Raw genomic sequence first — 17,475 nt, forward strand, 5'->3', positions numbered from 1 at the left:
ATTCCTCCTAATGCAGTTATCGCATTAGATAATCATCCTATCTCTTATTATGTGTTAGACTGTTTAGCTGAACAGGAGAGACATGTTTCTGTTGTCACATTTTCCACAGATATTATGCAGTATGTGTGTCAAAATACTTTTTCAAATATTATTTTTGCGCCAGGTAAAGTGGATTCAAGCTTACATATTATTACTGGTGATACAATGGTGGAATCATTTAAAACTCTTCAAATAGATGTCTATTTCTGCGCAGCGAGTTACATAGATGAACAAGGTAGTTTATATCAAGTGCATTCAGAAATAGGGGCATTGCAAAAAACGTTGATCCAACAAGCGCGACACAGTTTTGTCGTTAATTATCCTGATTTTATAGAATCAAATCAGCGTTATATTCATATCGGATATGTAAATTAAATGATAGACAAGTAGTGAAACACACGCTAAAATGAATATGAATAGAGAGAAAATATAACCATTATTGTAAGCGCTTACTAGTAGGAGGTGTCAGAATGCAAAAGTCTAATAATGAAGATTTAAATTTCTTGGTTGATAGATTAATAGAGAATACCAATGATGAAATCAAATTTTTCGGAGAGACTGCAAAACTTTTATTCTTGAAAAATGAATTTATTATTAACGATACAGTAGATATTTGCGTAAAACGTAAGAACCTTACTAAAGTTTTAAAGAATATCCCGGATAATTATCGTATTCGATACATAGATTCAGAAGGGAATGTCAGTGAAAAATTAAGAGATACGAAATTCTCTCAACTAACACATTTAGAAGTAGAAATACATGGGCAAAGAATTATGACTATTTATATTTATGATGTACATAACAAAGAGTGGATGTTTAGATTCAACCACAACATTCGATTGCCTGAAAAACATATTTATTTCCATTCTTTACCTTGGGGCGTTGATTATATTAAACCAGAAATCGTTCTGATGTATGAGTTGCTGCAACCTTCAGTACATCGCAGTAGTTTTAACAACAAAGCTGTGATTGATGCATTGAGTTATTATCAATTCGTTATGTTACACGTGGTCGTAGGTGAAGAACGTCTACATGATGCATTATACGCATCGTAAAAAGAACAAGAGCGTTGCTTAGTCGCAACACTCTTGTATTTTTATATCTTTAATTTTTAACTAAATATTGTTTAAATTCAGATTATTTTAATTGTAAATTTTCTTTCGCATGTGCACAACTTCCATCATATACTGCACGTACGGCATCGTCAGCATCCTTAACGCTGATACCGAACATCATTGAAATTTCAGACGCACCTTGGTTGATCATTTTCAGGTTGATATTCGCTTTTGCGAGTGCAGAGGTGATCATATTGGCAGTACCGACCATTTGGTTCATACCTAAACCAACAACCATCATCACAGCTAAGTCGTTATCAATACCTAATTCATCAACATCACATTGTTTACGAATTTCATTTAACACTTTTGTTTCTTTACCGCGAATTTGATGTGTTCGCATGATGATACTGACGTTATCAATACCAGAAGGCATATGGTCAAATGAGATATTGTAGTCTTCAAGTACTGATAAGATTTTACGTGTGAAACCAACTTGTCTGTTCATTAAGTATTTACGTACGTTAATGACTGTAAAGCCTTTGTCACAGCTAATACCTGTAATCAAGTGGTCTGGTTTAATTTCACGGTCGTATCTGATGAAAGTACCTGGATCTTCAGGACGATTTGTATTTTTAATTACGACTGGAATACGTTCTTTTTGTACAGGTTGAAGGGCTTCGTCGTGGAAAACACTAAAGCCTGCATATGAAAGTTCACGCATTTCGCTATATGTTACTTCTTCCATAATTTCAGCGTTTTTGATTAAGTTCGGATTTGCACGATAGATACCTGAAACATCTGTAAAGTTTTCATACAACGTTGCGCGTACACCACGTGCCAGGATTGCACCAGTGATATCAGAACCGCCGCGAGGGAAAGTGACAACATTACCTTGTTTCGAGTAACCGAAGAAACCTGGAACGATAATTTTTCCTTCAATTTTTCTTAGATTGTAAATTTTATCATAAGATTCTTCTAAGATTTGAGCAAATTGAGGCGTGTTGGTTACGGTAATACCTGCGTCTAAAGGAGACACATATGTAGTTGGAACACCTTGAGCGTTATTATATTGCGCGATTAAGCGAGCGTTAAAGTCTTCACCACAAGAAAGTAATGCATCTTTTAAACGAGGCGGATTGCTTTGGTTGGCTTTGATACGCTGTTCAAGAATATCATCGAATTCTGTTAAAATATTTTCGTCCATGTTTAAATCACGGATGATATCTGCATAACGTTCGATAATTTCTTCCTTTTTATTTTGATAATCTAATTTTGCTACACTTTTTTCATAAAGCCTAAGCAACAAATCTGTTGTCTTAATATCTTCAGAATGTCTTTTACCAGGAGCAGACACAACGATTATTTTTCTTTCGTCATCGCTATTGATGATGTTTAACACTTTCTGAATTTGGCTTGCTGAAGCGACGGAACTACCGCCAAATTTAGCTACTTTCATATTTAATCAACCTTTCTATCAATCTTAATAATATACTGCTTTGTTTTTTGGGTGAAAAATGCTAAAATTTCAACATATTCCAAATTTTTTGAACTTTACAATTTTGATGAATGAATTTATACTAAACCATAATCAAGTATTTTTCAATAGTACAGGTGTTTTTTTAGAACGAACAAACGGAGGAATGTAATTATGAAGAAGTTAAACATCGCTTTGCTCGGTCTGGGAACAGTGGGCTCAGGAGTAGTTAAAATTATTGAAGAGAACCATCAACAGATTAAAGATACGATTCACAAAGATCTTCACATCAAACATATTCTTGTTAGAGATAAAAAGAAAAAACGTCCCTTAAATATCAGTAAATACCATCTGACTGAAGATGTGGATGAAATCTTAAATGATGATGAAGTCGACATTGTGATTGAAGTGATGGGCGGTATCGAACCTACTGTTGAGTGGTTGAAAAAATCATTAAAACAGGGCAAACATGTGATTACTGCTAACAAAGATTTATTAGCGGTTCATTTACGCACATTAGAAGATTTAGCAGAAGAAAATGGCGTTGCTTTAAAATTCGAAGCCAGTGTGGCAGGCGGTATTCCAATCGTCAACGCAATCAACAATGGTTTAAATGCGAACAACATCAGTAAATTCATGGGTATTTTAAACGGTACATCCAACTTCATTTTATCTAAGATGACAAAAGAGGGCGCAAGCTTTAAAGAAGCTTTGGATGAGGCACAACGTTTAGGTTTTGCTGAAGCAGATCCAACCGATGATGTTGAAGGTATCGATGCGGCACGTAAAGTAGTCATCGTTACATACTTATCATTCAACCGAGTTATCAGCTTAGACGAAGTTAAAGTAACAGGTATTTCTGAAGTAACAGTAGAGGATATCAAAGCCGCAACAGCGCTTGGTTATAAAATTAAATTAATCGGTAAAGGTACATTTGATAATGGTGTTATTGAAACTTCTGTTGCACCAACCTTAATCGATGAAAGACATCAATTAGCATCAGTTGAAGATGAATATAATGCGATTTATGTTATCGGCGACTCTGTTGGAGAAACGATGTTCTATGGTAAAGGTGCAGGTAGCTTAGCTACAGGTAGTGCAGTAGTCAGCGACTTACTAAACGTCTCACTACAATTCGAATCTAACTTGCATACTTTACCGCCGCATTTCGAATTGAAAACAGGTCATGCAAAAGAAATGATCGACGCAGATGAACCGACAAAATTAAAAGAAAAAGGTAGTTACTATGTTGTTTTACAAACAAATGGTGCACCGGTTAAACGAGTGGAAGAAGAGGTTAAAGCACAATTACCGCTTCACAAATCACTCAATGTCATTGAACGAGATGACAACACAGCAGCTGTCATTGTAAAAAGTATCAATGTTCCAGCTGATGAGATTTTAGCACAAGGCAAATATCCAGTGGAAAAAGTTTATCCAGTAGAAGGGGTTTAATTAAAATGAAAAGATGGCAAGGTTTAGTACAAGAATACAAAGCATATCTCCCAGTTAACGACAACACACCGAATGTAACTTTAAATGAAGGCCAAACGCCGTTGATTCATTGTGATACATTATCAGACATGTTAGGTATTAACTTGTTTGTAAAATTTGAAGGTGCCAATCCGACAGGTTCATTTAAAGACCGTGGTATGGTCATGGCAGTCACTAAAGCAAAAGAAGAAGGTAAAAAAGTAGTGATTTGTGCATCAACAGGTAATACTTCGGCTTCTGCAGCTGCATATGCGGCACGTTCAGGCTTGAAAGCAATCGTAGTTATTCCTGAAGGTAAAATCGCTTTAGGTAAATTATCACAAGCTGTTATGTACGGAGCAGAAATTGTATCGATTGAAGGCAACTTTGATGAAGCGTTAGAAATTGTTAAAGAAGTTGCGAAAGAAGAAGGCGAAATTGAACTTGTTAACTCAATTAACCCATACCGTATCGAAGGCCAAAAAACAGGTGCATTTGAAGTAGTCGATCAATTAGGCGGCAAAGCACCAGATGTATTAGCTATCCCAGTCGGTAATGCAGGTAACATCACTGCGTATTGGAAAGGCTTCAAAGAGTTTAATGATAAACATCAAACAGGCTTACCGAAATTATTTGGATTCCAAGCGGAAGGTGCATCACCAATCGTACAGAACAAAGTCATTAAAAATCCTGAAACATGCGCAACTGCGATTCGTATCGGTAACCCAGCAAGTTGGGATAAAGCAGTGAAAGCTTTAGATGAATCTAACGGCTTGATTGATAGTGTGACAGATGAAGAAATCTTAGAAGCTTATCAATTACTTGCTTCTAAAGAAGGTGTGTTTGCAGAACCTGCAAGTAACGCTTCAATTGCTGGATTAATAAAATTGCATAGAGCTGGTAAATTACCAAAAGATATTACAGTTACTGCAGTGTTAACTGGTAATGGCTTAAAAGACCCTGATACTGCCATCTCATTATTAGACAATCCGATTAAATCTTTACCAAATGATAAAGCAAGTATTATTAAATATATCAAAGGAGCTATACATTAATGGGAGAAAGTTTAAAGCTTAAAGTTCCCGCTTCTACTGCCAATCTTGGCGTAGGCTTTGATTCAATCGGACTCGCATTAAATAAGTTCCTATATGTTGAAGCAGAAGTGAGTGCAGATGATCGATGGCACTTCCATCATAAAGGTGACAACTTGCATGGCTTACCGACAGATGAACACCATCTGATTTATCAAGTTGTACAGTTTCTTGAACAGAAATATGATATGTCAGTGCCTCCGTTAGATGTCACTATGCGTAGTGAAATTCCTTTAGCCAGAGGACTTGGGTCCTCGGCTTCTGCTTTAGTTGCAGGTATTTATTTAGCAGATTTCTTCGGTCACTTACAATTATCAGAATTTGAAATGGTCGAAGCCGCAACAGAAATAGAAGGACATCCAGATAATGTTGCCCCTGTGATTTATGGTGGGATGATTGCTGGATTTTATAATCATGAAACAAAAGAAACATACATTTCTTCAATAGAACCTCCATACGTGAACCTCGTGATCACTATTCCAAGCTACGAGTTGAAGACACATGACTCTAGACAAGTTTTGCCGAAAAGCTTTGAACATGAACAAGCGGTTCAATACAGTGCCATCAGTAACACGATGTTAAGTGCATTGATGCAGCATGATTATCAATTAGCAGGTATGTTGATGGAAATGGATGGGTTCCATGAACCGTATCGTCAAGATTTAATCCCAGAATTTCAACGCGTTAAAGCGTTAGGTCGTGAATATCATGCTTATGCGACAGTTATCAGTGGGGCAGGTCCGACGATTTTAACATTAATTGATCCTTCTAAAAGCGGTAAATTAGTCAGAAGATTGAACAAAGAGTTGCCAGATTGTGAATCTGAATTAATTTCAGTCAATAAAAGCGGAATTATCGTTGAAAAAGTTTATGATTAATGAAGAAATGCGATATAATTTGATGGAATACGCTTGAAAGGAGCACTGCACATCAAATGAGCAGCTATAAAATGATAGTAATGGATATGGATGATACTTTGTTGAATTCAGAGAATCAAGTCAGTCCAGATACTGCAAAATATTTAATTGAATTACAAGATAAAGGATATCATGTTGTCTTAGCTTCAGGACGTCCAACAGAAGGTATGTTGCCAATCGCAAGAGACTTGCATCTTCATGAGCATGATAGTTATGTCATCAGTTTTAACGGCAGTCGTACAACACGTGTTAAAGATGGAGAGCTTGAAGCCGAACAAAGTATTTCTAAAAAAGACTTTGACCGTATTGTAGATTATTGTCGCGATAATAATATCTTTGTGTTGACGTATCAAGACGGTCATATTATCTATGAAGGTGAACATGAGTATATGAATATTGAGTCTGAGTTAACAGGGTTACCTATGCATCGTACAGATGATTTGAAAGCATTCATTCAAAATCCTGTTGCGAAAGTGCTGGGCGTAGACTACGAATCACATATTCAAGAACTCTCTCAAGCATTTGGCGGTGTGTTTAACGACCAAATCGATGTGACGACAAGTAAACCCTTCTTCTTAGAATTTGTGCCGCATGGTGTGTCTAAAGGTAATGCATTACATGCGTTATGCGAAAAAGTAGGCATCGAAATCAGTGAGACTATCGCATTTGGTGATAGTATGAATGATTATTCTATGATGGAAGAAGCAGGGTATGCTGTCGCAATGGGCAATGCACGTGATGCGTTAAAAGAAATCGCTGATTTTGTGACGTTAGATCATAATTCAGACGGTATTGTCTATGCCTTAAAGAAAATTTTATAGATTTAAATACAAAAGGAGACTTTCTGTTCAAGAGAGTCTCCTTTTGTATGCGATACATCTTATTTAGCTGTATGTGTCCATTCATGCATGCCATGGTTTCGTTTTACAAGAGCATAGATATTATCAGCAGAGTAGTCTAAGTTTGTATAGACTGTGATAATAAATGATGATTGTCCAGTTTCAAACGGTTCACTTAGGTAAACATCTTTTAAGTGTTCAAATAGAGGTACCATTTGATCATGTTCTAGACTTGGATATTCTCTTAAAGTTCTTTTGATAAGTCTGCCATTTTTTTCTTCAAGAGACTGAACGACAATCACAAAACGTTCATCTTCCTTCAAAACATCGTCAAATAAATTTGTTTGTCCTACCATGTTGTAACACCTCGATTTCTCGTCTTATTACTCCTATTATACTACATATCCATAAACGTTAAAATCTTAAAAGTTATAAGAAGAAACAAAAAAACAGATTGGCCAAAGCCAATCTGTTAGTGTGAATAATTATTTCACTTTATTAAATTCTTCGAAACTTCTTACATCCATTTCTTTCAATTTAACAGGTTTTGTTTTCTTAATGATTTTATGAACAATGAAAATAATAAAGAGCACTACAATCGGTACGAAGTCTTTAATTAATCCACCGACATTCAAGTGAATCATATTTTCAAATGAACCACCGAATAACAAGAACACGAGTATAGCTAAAACAAGAATCGGTCCTAGCGGATATAACGGTGTTTTATAAGGTAAACGTTCATTAATATCTATACCTTGTGCTTTTAATCCTTTACGCAATCTGATTTGCGAGAAGATTGCGGCTGCCCATACGAAGATAACAAGTTGCCCTATAATACCAAGTAATGTGAAAATCGCATTCGCATGGAAGTTCGCTAAAATAATGACCGCCACAACAATTACGAAGTTCGTTAAGATGGCTGGAATCGGTAACTTTGTTTTACCATGCAAATAACTTAAGAATTTCGGCGCTTGTCGATCTGTACTAAGTGAGAACAACATACGACTTGTTGAATAGATACCTGAGTTAGCAGCTGATAATAGTGATGTTAAAATAACCGCATTGATGACAGAAGCTGCAAAGGCGATACCGACTCTATCGAACACAATCGTAAATGGACTTTGTGTTACAGATTCACTTTTATTAAGTAATAACGGTTCATTGTAAGGTAAAATCGCTGAAATGACTGCGATTGAGAGAACATAGAATAATAAAATTCTCCAGAATACTGATTTAATAGCACTTGGCATTGATTTTTTAGGATCATCTGATTCACCAGCTGTGACCGCTACAATTTCCGTACCACCGACAGAGAATCCAGCGATAAGCAGAACGCTTAAGAAACCAGAGATACCGCCAACAAATGGTGCTTCACCGACAGTGAAGTTTTTAAAACCATACGTATGACCGCCAAGAATACCAAAGATAGTTAAAACACCTATAACGATGAAAACGATAATCGTTACAACTTTAATAGCTGCTAACCAAAATTCCGCTTCACCGAAGGCTCTTACCGTAAAGATATTCAATAATAGTAAGAACGTGATAAATATTAAACTCCATGTAAGTGGAGAGAAGAATTTAAATGTGTCCCAATAGTACAAGACATTTGATGCGATAATAACATCAACGCTTGTCACAAGTGACCACATTGCCCAGTATAACCAACCGACTGTAAAACCAAGTGAGGGGTCAACGAATCGTGTTGAATAAGAACTGAAAGAACCTGATACAGGATAAAAGGTTGCAAGTTCTCCGACTGATGACATTAAGAAATATAACATGACACCAATAATCAGATACGCTGCAATCGCACCGCCAGGACCAGCTTGAGAAATGACGCCGCCCATTGCGATAAAGAGACCTGTACCGATTGCACCCCCGATAGCAATCATTGATATATGGCGAGAACTGAGTCCTCTATTCATTTTGTTTTCATCCATATGCGTTACCTCTAATCTTTAAATTAAAATATATGTACTCTATTCTAATTGTTTTTATACGACTAATCAATGACCTTTGATGCATTAAATCAAATATTTTAAAAAATTCAGAAAAATGACAGAATTTTGTTCATTGTGTCCGTTAAATTGACATAAATTCTTAGTTGATATAGTAAGAGCGTATTAGACAAAATAGAAGGAGAGGTGTATATTTAGACCCAACAATAAAAAAAGTGAACGTTACCGATTTGAATAGGTAAGTTCACTATCGTAGTTTCAATACATTATTTAGTTTCGCGGTGTAATGTATATTTGTTCAATCTTGGGCAGTATTTTTTCATTTCGATACGTTCAGGATTGTTACGTTTGTTTTTAGTAGTAATATAATTACGATCGCCGCATTCTGTGCAAGCTAATGTTACGTTTACGCGCAATGTAGACACCCTTTCTATTAAGTTATTAGCAATACTTACGCACTTAAATTTACCACAATCATGCATATCGTGCAAGATGGATAAAATAAGCAGCATAAGCTCAATGTATTCTATTGTATAGAAAAATATACGATTAGTAAATAACTTTGCTTAAAAAATGAGCAAAAAGTATTGATAAAGATGGAAATTGTGTTATGATATAAATCGTAATAATTACGATTATGAACATTTACTATTAAGAAAGGTAGGAACTTTAATGGCAAAAAAATCAAAAGTTGTTAAAGAACAAAAACGAGAAGAACTCGTTGCTAAATATTACGCAAAACGTCAAGAGTTAAAAGCTAAAGGTGACTATGAAGCATTAAGAAAATTACCTAGAGATTCATCACCAACACGTTTAACTCGTAGATGTAAAGTAACTGGAAGACCTCGTGGCGTAATGAGAAAATTCGAAATGTCACGTATTGCATTCAGAGAACATGCACATAAAGGTCAAATTCCTGGCGTAAGAAAAGCAAGCTGGTAATTTCTAGTTTTTAGCAATCAATTTATCATGAAACACATTTCTTGAATGAAATGTGTTCTTTTTTTGTGTATTTTTAGAGAGAATACACGCTTTTTTATGGTAAAAGTCGTAATGAGGTAGTATGATGTATATTGGACTTTTTGAGTTAGAGAAAATAAAGGGTAAGGTGTTAGATAGATATGAAAATTTTTGATTATGAAGATATCCAAATGATTCCTAATAAATGTATAGTGAAAAGCCGCTCAGAATGTGATACATCAATCCAATTCGGACCGCGTCGTTTTAAGATGCCGGTTGTTCCTGCAAATATGCAGACGGTTATGAATGAAAAACTTGCAGAGTGGTTCGCAGAAAATGATTACTTCTATATTATGCATCGTTTTGATGAAGCAGCGCGTATTCCATTCATCAAAAAAATGCAAGATAAAGGATTATTCGCATCTATTTCTGTAGGTGTTAAAGATAATGAATATGATTTCGTTAAAGAAATTGCAGAACAAGGTTTAAAACCTGAATATGTCACAATTGATATTGCTCATGGTCACTCAGAACAAGTCATTAACATGATTCGCCACTTGAAAGAATATTTACCAGATTCATTTGTGATCGCAGGTAACGTAGGTACGCCTGAAGGTGTAAGAGAATTAGAAAACGCTGGTGCAGATGCGACAAAAGTCGGTATCGGACCAGGCCGTGTATGTATTACAAAAATCAAAACAGGATTCGGTACAGGCGGTTGGCAATTAGCTGCAGTAAACCACTGCAGTAAAGCAGCGCGTAAACCAATTATTGCTGATGGCGGTATCAGAACACACGGTGACATCGCGAAATCAATTCGTTTCGGTGCTTCAATGGTTATGATTGGCTCATTATTTGCGGCACATGAAGAATCACCAGGTGAAACAGTAGAACTTGATGGTAAATTATACAAAGAATACTTCGGCAGTGCTTCTGAATTCCAAAAAGGTGAGCGCAAAAACGTTGAAGGTAAGAAAATGTTTGTAGAACACAAAGGTTCATTAGCAGATACATTGAATGAAATGCAACAGGACTTACAAAGCTCTATTTCTTATGCAGGCGGTAAAGACTTGCTTGAATTAAGAAAAGTAGATTATGTCATCGTAAGAAACTCTATCTTCAATGGTGATAGAGACTAAGCTTTACCTTCTGGAGGTGTAGACGATCAGACGCACATTTTCATTTGTAGTCATCCTGTTACTTGCTGCTTTAATCATTCCTGTTAAAGAGACACCATGGATGATTGACATTCAAAATCAAGCAAAAGCCAAAATACAAGCAATCACTGCACAAGAAAGTGCCAATGAAACAGCACTTAAAGTGCCGGATAAGCAAGATTTTGCTTTAAATAACATTCAAATGAATATGACAAAAGAAGAAGTCGAACAGGCTTTAGGTAAACCTGAGCGTGTCAGCGCAAATGAATATGGTTTAAAATGGTACACATACCATAAAGATTACCATTCATTCGTAATGGTCAGTTATATGAATAATAAAGTGAATGGTATCTATAGCAATCAAAATGTTATCTCTTCTAAATCTAAAATCAAGTATGGTTCGCCGAAATCAGCTGTAAGAGATAGACTAGGCCAACCGATTGATGAAATGACGAAAGGTAATTATAGATACCAAATTACGAGCGATGAATGTGATGTCTTTGATAAAGATGGTATTTATACGACCGTCTTTTATGACAAGCATGAAAATAATCAAGTAACAGGTGTCATGCAGATTAGTAAGGAAATGGAACATCGTTTAACTAAACCTTACGGTGCGCCATCGTCTTCACTTGCTCAGAGTTTTGAGATGCAAAACTTTGATATAGTCAATGCAGAGCGTGTTCAAAAAGGCTTATCTGTATTGAAATATAGTGATGCAATCTCTAATACTGCACGAAAACACAGTAAAGATATGGCTGACAACCATTACTTTGATCATACTAATCCAAAAGGAGAATCTCCATTTGATCGTATGAAAAAGGATGGCATTGATTATAATAGCGCGGGTGAAAACTTAGCGTACGGCCATCAAAATAGTATTTTCGCACATGAAGGTCTGATGAATTCAGAAGGACATCGAAAAAATATTTTACAACCAAGCTTTAAAAACTTAGGTGTCGGTGTTGATTTCAATGATGAACGACAGCCTTTCTGGACTGAAAATTACACAAGTTAATCAGCTTTAAAATAAAGGCAAAATTTCTGTATTCAGCAGAGATTTTGCCTTTTGTTTTATAAAGAAAAGATTAATTTATTCAGAAATTATTGATTAATGAATGATTTCTTGATTATAATAAGCACAAGCAGAAAAAAGGATAATATTTTATAATACATATTAAATGACTTGAAATCATAAAGGAAGGAGGATGACCATGAATATTTCAGATATCGCATCTATGGCAAACGTATCAAAAAGCACTGTATCAAGATACTTAAATGGTGGATCAGTCAGCCAGAAAACTAAGGATAAAATAGATAAAATCGTGCAGGAAACAGGCTATTCACCTAATCAATTTGCACAATCTTTAAAAGCCAAACGTACATTCATGATTGGTGCGATTATTCCTAGACTTGATTCCTATGCAGCAAATCAGATTCTTGAAGGTGCAGATACTTACTTACGTGAAATTAAGTACCAAACCCTGATTGTTAATACGAGTCAAAGTATTGAACAAGAAATAGAAGCATTATATACACTAAATAAAAATAAAGTAGATGGTATTTTATTAATCGCCACACAAATCACAAAGCAACACATTGAAGCGATACAAGAAATAAAGGCTCCTGTTATATTAGTCGGGCAGTCAGATGAACATGTACCTTCTGTAATACAAAATGATTTTGAAGCGGGGCGCACTATTGGAGAATTATTTGGACAACAAAACTTTAAACGTATCGCATATTTAGGTGTCGATGAATATGATAAAGCAGTAGGTGTTGAAAGAAAAAAAGGTATATTGTCAGGTTTAAAACGATATAATCAAACGCCTGATGTTTATTACACAACTTTTGATTTACAACAAGCTGTAGTCGCTGCAAAACCGTTAGTGTCTCAATACGATGCATTAATTTGCGGGACAGATAATATTGCGTTAGGAACTTTGAAAGCTGCCCATCATCAACATATTCAAGTTCCAAATCAACTATCAATAGCGGGATTCGGAGGCTATGATACAACCTCTATTGTCACACCATCTCTTGCGACAATCAGCTTTCCCTATAAACAAACAGGTGAGAAAGCTGCCCAAAACTTAATTCGTATTATCAATGGTGAAGCGATTAAACAAATAGAAGTGATGGATTTTGAGTTTATTAAAAATAACAGTATTGACTTATTTAAAAGCAATGAGTAAAATGTTTGTGAAAGCGTTTTACTTTTACAGTGTTTTGGAACCGGTTCCAAATAGAAAGGAGTGATAGGATGGAATGGACACGCGAAGCAAGGTATCGAGGATTATCTTCAATTTCAAATGAAGAATTTGAAAGTATGTCAGACAAAGTGCATCAATCGCCTTGGCGACAACACTTTCATGTTCAACCTGTTTCGGGATTGTTAAATGATCCGAACGGTTTCATTTACTTTAAAGGTCAATACCATTTATTTTATCAATGGTATCCGTTAGGTCCTGTTCATGGTTTGAAATATTGGTATCACGTTGTTTCTGATGATTTGATTCATTTTGAAAATAAAGGACCAGTCGTCTATCCTGATACCACATATGATTCACACGGTGCTTATAGTGGCTCTAGTATACAAATTGAAGACCAGTTGTATTTATTCTATACAGGTAATCATAGGACAAAAGATTGGGAACGTGTACCTTATCAAATGGTAGCGACATTAAATGACGCGTTTCAAGTGAAGGACAAACAGCCACTCATTGAAGGTTCACCGCAAGGTTATACCGACCATTTTAGAGATCCGAAAGTTTGGCAGGAAAATGGAGATTATTATTTCGTGATTGGTGCACAAACTACAGCACAAACAGGGCGTGCTTTAATCTATCAAGGTGATACATCATTCAAGTTTCATTTACTCGGAGAAATTCAAACAGGTTTATCAGATTTCGGATATATGTGGGAATGCCCAGATTTATTTAAATTAGGAAATAAAGATGTGTTAATTTTTTGTCCACAAGGGTTAGAAGCAGATGGGATGAACTATCGTAATATCTATCAATCTGGTTATATCATAGGAGATTTTGATTTAAAGACTTTAGAAATGAAACATGATGGATTTGTTGAATTAGATCACGGCTTTGATTTTTATGCGCCGCAAACAACTATTTCTAAAGATGGCGAACGTGTCTTAATCGGATGGATGGGTTTACCAGACGTTAACTATCCAACAGATGTTTATAACTGGGCACATTGTCTGACTTTACCGAGGGTATTGAAAGTTAAAGAGAATACATTAATACAAACGGTACATCCAGATGTAGAAAAGCTGAGAGTTCGCAGTAATGAAACAACAATGGATATCACTAATGACAACACTGTATTAGATTTGATTCAACCAGACCGTTCAGAAATCAACATTTCAATCGTTGAAAATGAAGCGGATGTATTAAGCATAGTTTTTTCTAATCAAGTCGAAGAAGCGGTTAAAATAACGTATGATAAAAATACAGGAGTTTTTGAACTAGATCGCAGCCAGAGTGGTGAATTACCAAACAATCAAGATAATCAAAAGAGAAGTGTACAGTTATTTGATGCTTTAAAATCATTGAGAATTTTTATAGATACATCAAGTATAGAAATCTTCATTAATGAAGGTACACATGTGATGACGTCTAGACTGTTTCCTGTTGAACCATATCAATATTGTCAACTATCGTCAGAGTCAGGAACGGTCAAAATGGAAACGAAACAATATGAATTGAAAAGAGGGTAATCATGAATAAATTATATGCAGTTGGAGAAGCATTAATCGATTTTATCCCTAGTGAACGTGATGCGAAATTAAAAGAAGTGACACAGTTTTCACCGCAAGTCGGCGGTGCACCTACAAACGTCGCAAGTTGTGTCGCAAAATTAGGCGGCGATGCGGCAGTAGTTACACAAGTCGGTGATGATGCATTCGGCGAGAAAATAGAAGATAAACTCAAGGATGTTGGTGTCGATACGCAGTATTTGAAACAAACATCCACAGCGAATACAGCACTTGCATTTGTCAGCTTAACCGCAGCGGGAGAACGAGACTTTGCGTTTTATCGTAAACCTTCAGCAGATATGTTGTTGGAAGCGGATCAGTTAACAGATTTATCCTTTGATGAGACAGATATTCTGCATTTTTGTTCGGTTGATTTAGTAGATTGTCCAATGAAAGCAACACACCGCATGTTGATTGATCAAATGTTAGAAGCAAAAGGGACTGTTGTTTTTGATCCGAACTTGCGTTTCCCGCTTTGGGATGATTTAGATGCATTACACCATACTGTATTAGAATTTATTCCTAAAGCACATATTGTCAAAATTTCAGATGAAGAATTAGAGTTTATTACGCGTATTAAAGATAAACAAGCAGCAATCGATTCGCTTTTTAAAGGCAATGTAGAAGCTGTTATTTATACAGAAGGCAAAGCAGGTGCTGCGCTTTATACAAAAGAAGGCTTAATTGCACAAGAAACTGGTTTTAATGTAGAAGTTTTAGATACGACTGGTGCGGGTGATGCCTTTATCGGTGCCATCAACTATCAGTTATTAACACATGGTAAGCACAAGCTTTTTGAAGAAAGTCATCAATTTTTAAAATTTGCGAATGCGGTCGGCGCACTAACAACTACTGCATATGGTGCGATAGAAAGTCTGCCGACAAAAACACAAACGACAACGTTTATGAGAGGTGAAAAGTAATGAGTGATAAGAAAATAGCAGAAGCGGTCATTCAAGCAGTGGGTGGAGAGGAAAATATTGAATCTCTTGCCCATTGTGCGACGCGTTTAAGAATCATGGTCAAAGATAATGAAAAAGTAGATCAAGCAGAAGTAGAAGAAATTGAAAAAGTAAAAGGTGCCTTTTATAACTCGGGACAATTTCAAATTATTTTTGGAACCGGTACCGTCAACAAGATTTATAATGAAATTACACAATTAGGTGTAGAGGGCAGTTCGAAATCAGAGGTTAAAGAAGCGGGTGCCAAACAAGGCAATGCATTTCAACGAGCGATTCGTGTGTTCGGTGATGTTTTCGTACCGATTATTCCAGTCTTAGTTGCGACAGGTCTGTTTATGGGACTACGCGGTGTCGTAATGAACGACCAAATTTTAAGCTGGATGGGCATGACAGCTAAAGATATCCCACAAAACTTTATTTTGTTCACACAAGTGCTGACGGATACTGCCTTTGCGTTTCTGCCTGCATTAGTTGCTTGGAGTGCCTTTAAAGTCTTTGGTGGCAGTCCTGTTTTAGGTATCGTATTAGGATTGATGCTCGTAAACCCAGCATTGCCTAATGCGTATGAAGTAGGTGATGGTTCAGCAGAAGCTATTAAATTCTTTGGATTTATACCGATTGTCGGTTACCAAGGTTCAGTATTGCCTGCATTCTTTGTCGGCTTGATTGGTGCTAAGTTTGAAAAAGCATTGAGAAAACGTATTCCAGATGCGATTGATTTAATTGTGACACCATTCTTAGTCTTACTTGTGATGATTACTTTAGGATTATTTGTGATTGGTCCTGTATTCCATTCAATTGAAACAATTATATTGTCAGGAACAGAATGGGTACTTGCTTTACCATTCGGTATAGCTGGACTTTTAATTGGGTTCTTCCAACAAATTATCGTGGTTACAGGTGTACATCACATCTTTAACTTCATGGAAATTCAGTTGTTGGAAAAATTCCATTATAATGAATTCAACCCGATTATTTCAGCAGCTATGACAGCTCAAGCCGCAGCAGCTGTTGCGGTAGGACTTAAAACGAAAAAGGCTAAATTAAAAGCGTTAGCGTTACCTTCAGCATTTTCAGCACTACTTGGTATTACAGAACCTGCGATTTTCGGTGTAAACTTACGTTACTTTAAACCTTTTGTTTGTGGTTTGATTGGTGGAGCAGTAGGTGGATTCTTCGCAGCACTTTTCCACTTAAAAGCATCAGGTATGGCGATTACTGTATTGCCAGGTATCTTATTATTCTTAAAAGATATTGGCCAATTGCCACTTTATTTATTAGTATTAGTAATTTCATTTGCGACAGCTTTTGTATTAACTTGGTTCTTTGGATATAGTGATAAATTAGCTGAGGAGATCAAGGAAGCTAAATAATGGATAAACTGTTAACCACAAATTGTGGTTAACATCAGACTGTCGACAAAGTCCTACGGACTTGTCGGCATTTTTTATTTTTTAACATTTTACATAATAACCTTTTCCCCATTTCTTGTATAATGATAGTAATAAGATAATGAGGTGATAGTATGCTAAATAAATCTTCTAATAACAGAGAACAACTTGAAATGATTTCAATATCTCAATTAGTTCCTGATGATCACTTGTTACGTAAAGTTGAAAAAGTATTAGATCTTAACTTTGTTTATGATTTAGTGAAAAATAAATATTGCTTAGATAATGGTAGACCCTCTATTGACCCTGTAATTTTAGTAAAAATCCTTCTGATTCAAAAATTATTCGGCATTAAATCTATGAGACAAACTATAAAAG

18 protein-coding genes are annotated in these 17,475 nt (G+C 35.9%); 14 read left to right on the forward strand and 4 right to left on the reverse strand.

The annotated features are described in order from the left end of the window. Together CD112_RS11310 and CD112_RS11315 are read left to right on the forward strand one after the other, a co-directional pair. A partial coding sequence (locus tag CD112_RS11310; protein ID WP_103364351.1) for a sugar phosphate isomerase family occupies positions 1-414 on the forward strand: 414 nt, incomplete at its 5' end. A 95-nt stretch (positions 415-509) separates the two neighbouring features. Then, complete coding sequence (locus tag CD112_RS11315) at positions 510-1,094, forward strand: hypothetical protein (RefSeq protein ID WP_103364343.1); 585 nt, start codon at positions 510-512, stop codon at positions 1,092-1,094. 82 nt (positions 1,095-1,176) lie between these two features. Here the strand turns inward: CD112_RS11315 and CD112_RS11320 are convergent, their stop codons facing one another. Beyond that, a complete protein-coding gene (locus tag CD112_RS11320; protein ID WP_002480835.1) occupies positions 1,177-2,553 on the reverse strand; it encodes an aspartate kinase in 1,377 nt (458 codons plus the stop codon). 192 nt (positions 2,554-2,745) lie between these two features. Here CD112_RS11320 and CD112_RS11325 point away from each other — a divergent pair, with 192 nt between their 5' ends. The 4 genes from CD112_RS11325 to CD112_RS11340 are packed head-to-tail and all read left to right on the forward strand — an operon-like array spanning position 2,746 to position 6,873. Beyond that, on the forward strand, positions 2,746-4,026 hold the full coding sequence (locus CD112_RS11325; RefSeq protein ID WP_002480836.1) for a homoserine dehydrogenase: 1,281 nt from the start codon (positions 2,746-2,748) through the stop codon (positions 4,024-4,026). Positions 4,027-4,031: 5 nt separating this feature from the next. Beyond that, on the forward strand, positions 4,032-5,099 hold the full coding sequence (gene thrC, locus CD112_RS11330; protein WP_103364344.1) for a threonine synthase: 1,068 nt from the start codon (positions 4,032-4,034) through the stop codon (positions 5,097-5,099). After that, positions 5,099-6,013 carry a homoserine kinase gene (gene thrB / locus CD112_RS11335; RefSeq protein ID WP_002480838.1) on the forward strand — a complete coding sequence of 305 codons (915 nt, stop codon included), beginning with the start codon at positions 5,099-5,101 and terminating at the stop codon, positions 6,011-6,013. Before thrC ends, thrB begins: the two co-directional genes overlap by 1 nt. Positions 6,014-6,069: 56 nt before the next feature. Further along, a complete protein-coding gene (locus CD112_RS11340; RefSeq protein WP_103364345.1) occupies positions 6,070-6,873 on the forward strand; it encodes a Cof-type HAD-IIB family hydrolase in 804 nt (267 codons plus the stop codon). A gap of 59 nt (positions 6,874-6,932) precedes the next feature. Here CD112_RS11340 and CD112_RS11345 read toward each other — a convergent pair whose 3' ends face one another. The 3 genes from CD112_RS11345 to rpmG form a co-directional block, all read right to left on the reverse strand. Then, complete coding sequence (locus CD112_RS11345; protein ID WP_002480840.1) at positions 6,933-7,247, reverse strand: hypothetical protein; 315 nt, start codon at positions 7,245-7,247, stop codon at positions 6,933-6,935. Between the two features lie 129 nt (positions 7,248-7,376). Beyond that, entirely contained in the window at positions 7,377-8,834 is a 1,458-nt protein-coding gene (locus CD112_RS11350) for an amino acid permease (protein WP_002480841.1), read from the reverse strand. Positions 8,835-9,118: 284 nt separating this feature from the next. After that, positions 9,119-9,268, reverse strand: coding sequence for a 50S ribosomal protein L33 (gene rpmG / locus CD112_RS11355; protein WP_001265708.1), 150 nt, complete (start codon positions 9,266-9,268; stop codon positions 9,119-9,121). A 256-nt stretch (positions 9,269-9,524) separates the two neighbouring features. On the opposite strand from rpmG, the gene rpsN reads away from it, so the two are divergent. From rpsN to CD112_RS11395, 8 genes are all read left to right on the forward strand, one after another. Beyond that, complete coding sequence (gene rpsN, locus CD112_RS11360) at positions 9,525-9,794, forward strand: 30S ribosomal protein S14 (RefSeq protein WP_002480842.1); 270 nt, start codon at positions 9,525-9,527, stop codon at positions 9,792-9,794. 179 nt (positions 9,795-9,973) lie between these two features. Beyond that, positions 9,974-10,951 carry a GMP reductase gene (gene guaC, locus CD112_RS11365; protein WP_002480843.1) on the forward strand — a complete coding sequence of 326 codons (978 nt, stop codon included), beginning with the start codon at positions 9,974-9,976 and terminating at the stop codon, positions 10,949-10,951. 100 nt (positions 10,952-11,051) lie between these two features. After that, positions 11,052-11,987: a CAP domain-containing protein gene (locus tag CD112_RS11370; protein ID WP_103364346.1), complete on the forward strand. Its 936-nt coding sequence runs from the start codon at positions 11,052-11,054 to the stop codon at positions 11,985-11,987. Positions 11,988-12,183: 196 nt separating this feature from the next. Further along, on the forward strand, positions 12,184-13,164 hold the full coding sequence (locus CD112_RS11375) for a LacI family DNA-binding transcriptional regulator (RefSeq protein WP_060804246.1): 981 nt from the start codon (positions 12,184-12,186) through the stop codon (positions 13,162-13,164). 68 nt (positions 13,165-13,232) lie between these two features. Then, positions 13,233-14,705: a sucrose-6-phosphate hydrolase gene (locus CD112_RS11380; protein WP_103364347.1), complete on the forward strand. Its 1,473-nt coding sequence runs from the start codon at positions 13,233-13,235 to the stop codon at positions 14,703-14,705. Positions 14,706-14,707: 2 nt separating this feature from the next. Beyond that, positions 14,708-15,667, forward strand: coding sequence for a carbohydrate kinase family protein (locus CD112_RS11385; protein WP_103364348.1), 960 nt, complete (start codon positions 14,708-14,710; stop codon positions 15,665-15,667). Further along, complete coding sequence (locus CD112_RS11390) at positions 15,667-17,079, forward strand: sucrose-specific PTS transporter subunit IIBC (protein WP_002480848.1); 1,413 nt, start codon at positions 15,667-15,669, stop codon at positions 17,077-17,079. The genes CD112_RS11385 and CD112_RS11390 overlap by 1 nt, the downstream gene beginning before the upstream one ends. 152 nt (positions 17,080-17,231) lie before the next feature. Beyond that, a partial coding sequence (locus tag CD112_RS11395) for a transposase (RefSeq protein ID WP_142380810.1) occupies positions 17,232-17,475 on the forward strand: 244 nt, incomplete at its 3' end.

It is taken from the genome of Staphylococcus simulans, from assembly GCF_002902285.1.
In the GTDB taxonomy this organism is placed as follows: domain Bacteria; phylum Bacillota; class Bacilli; order Staphylococcales; family Staphylococcaceae; genus Staphylococcus; species Staphylococcus simulans.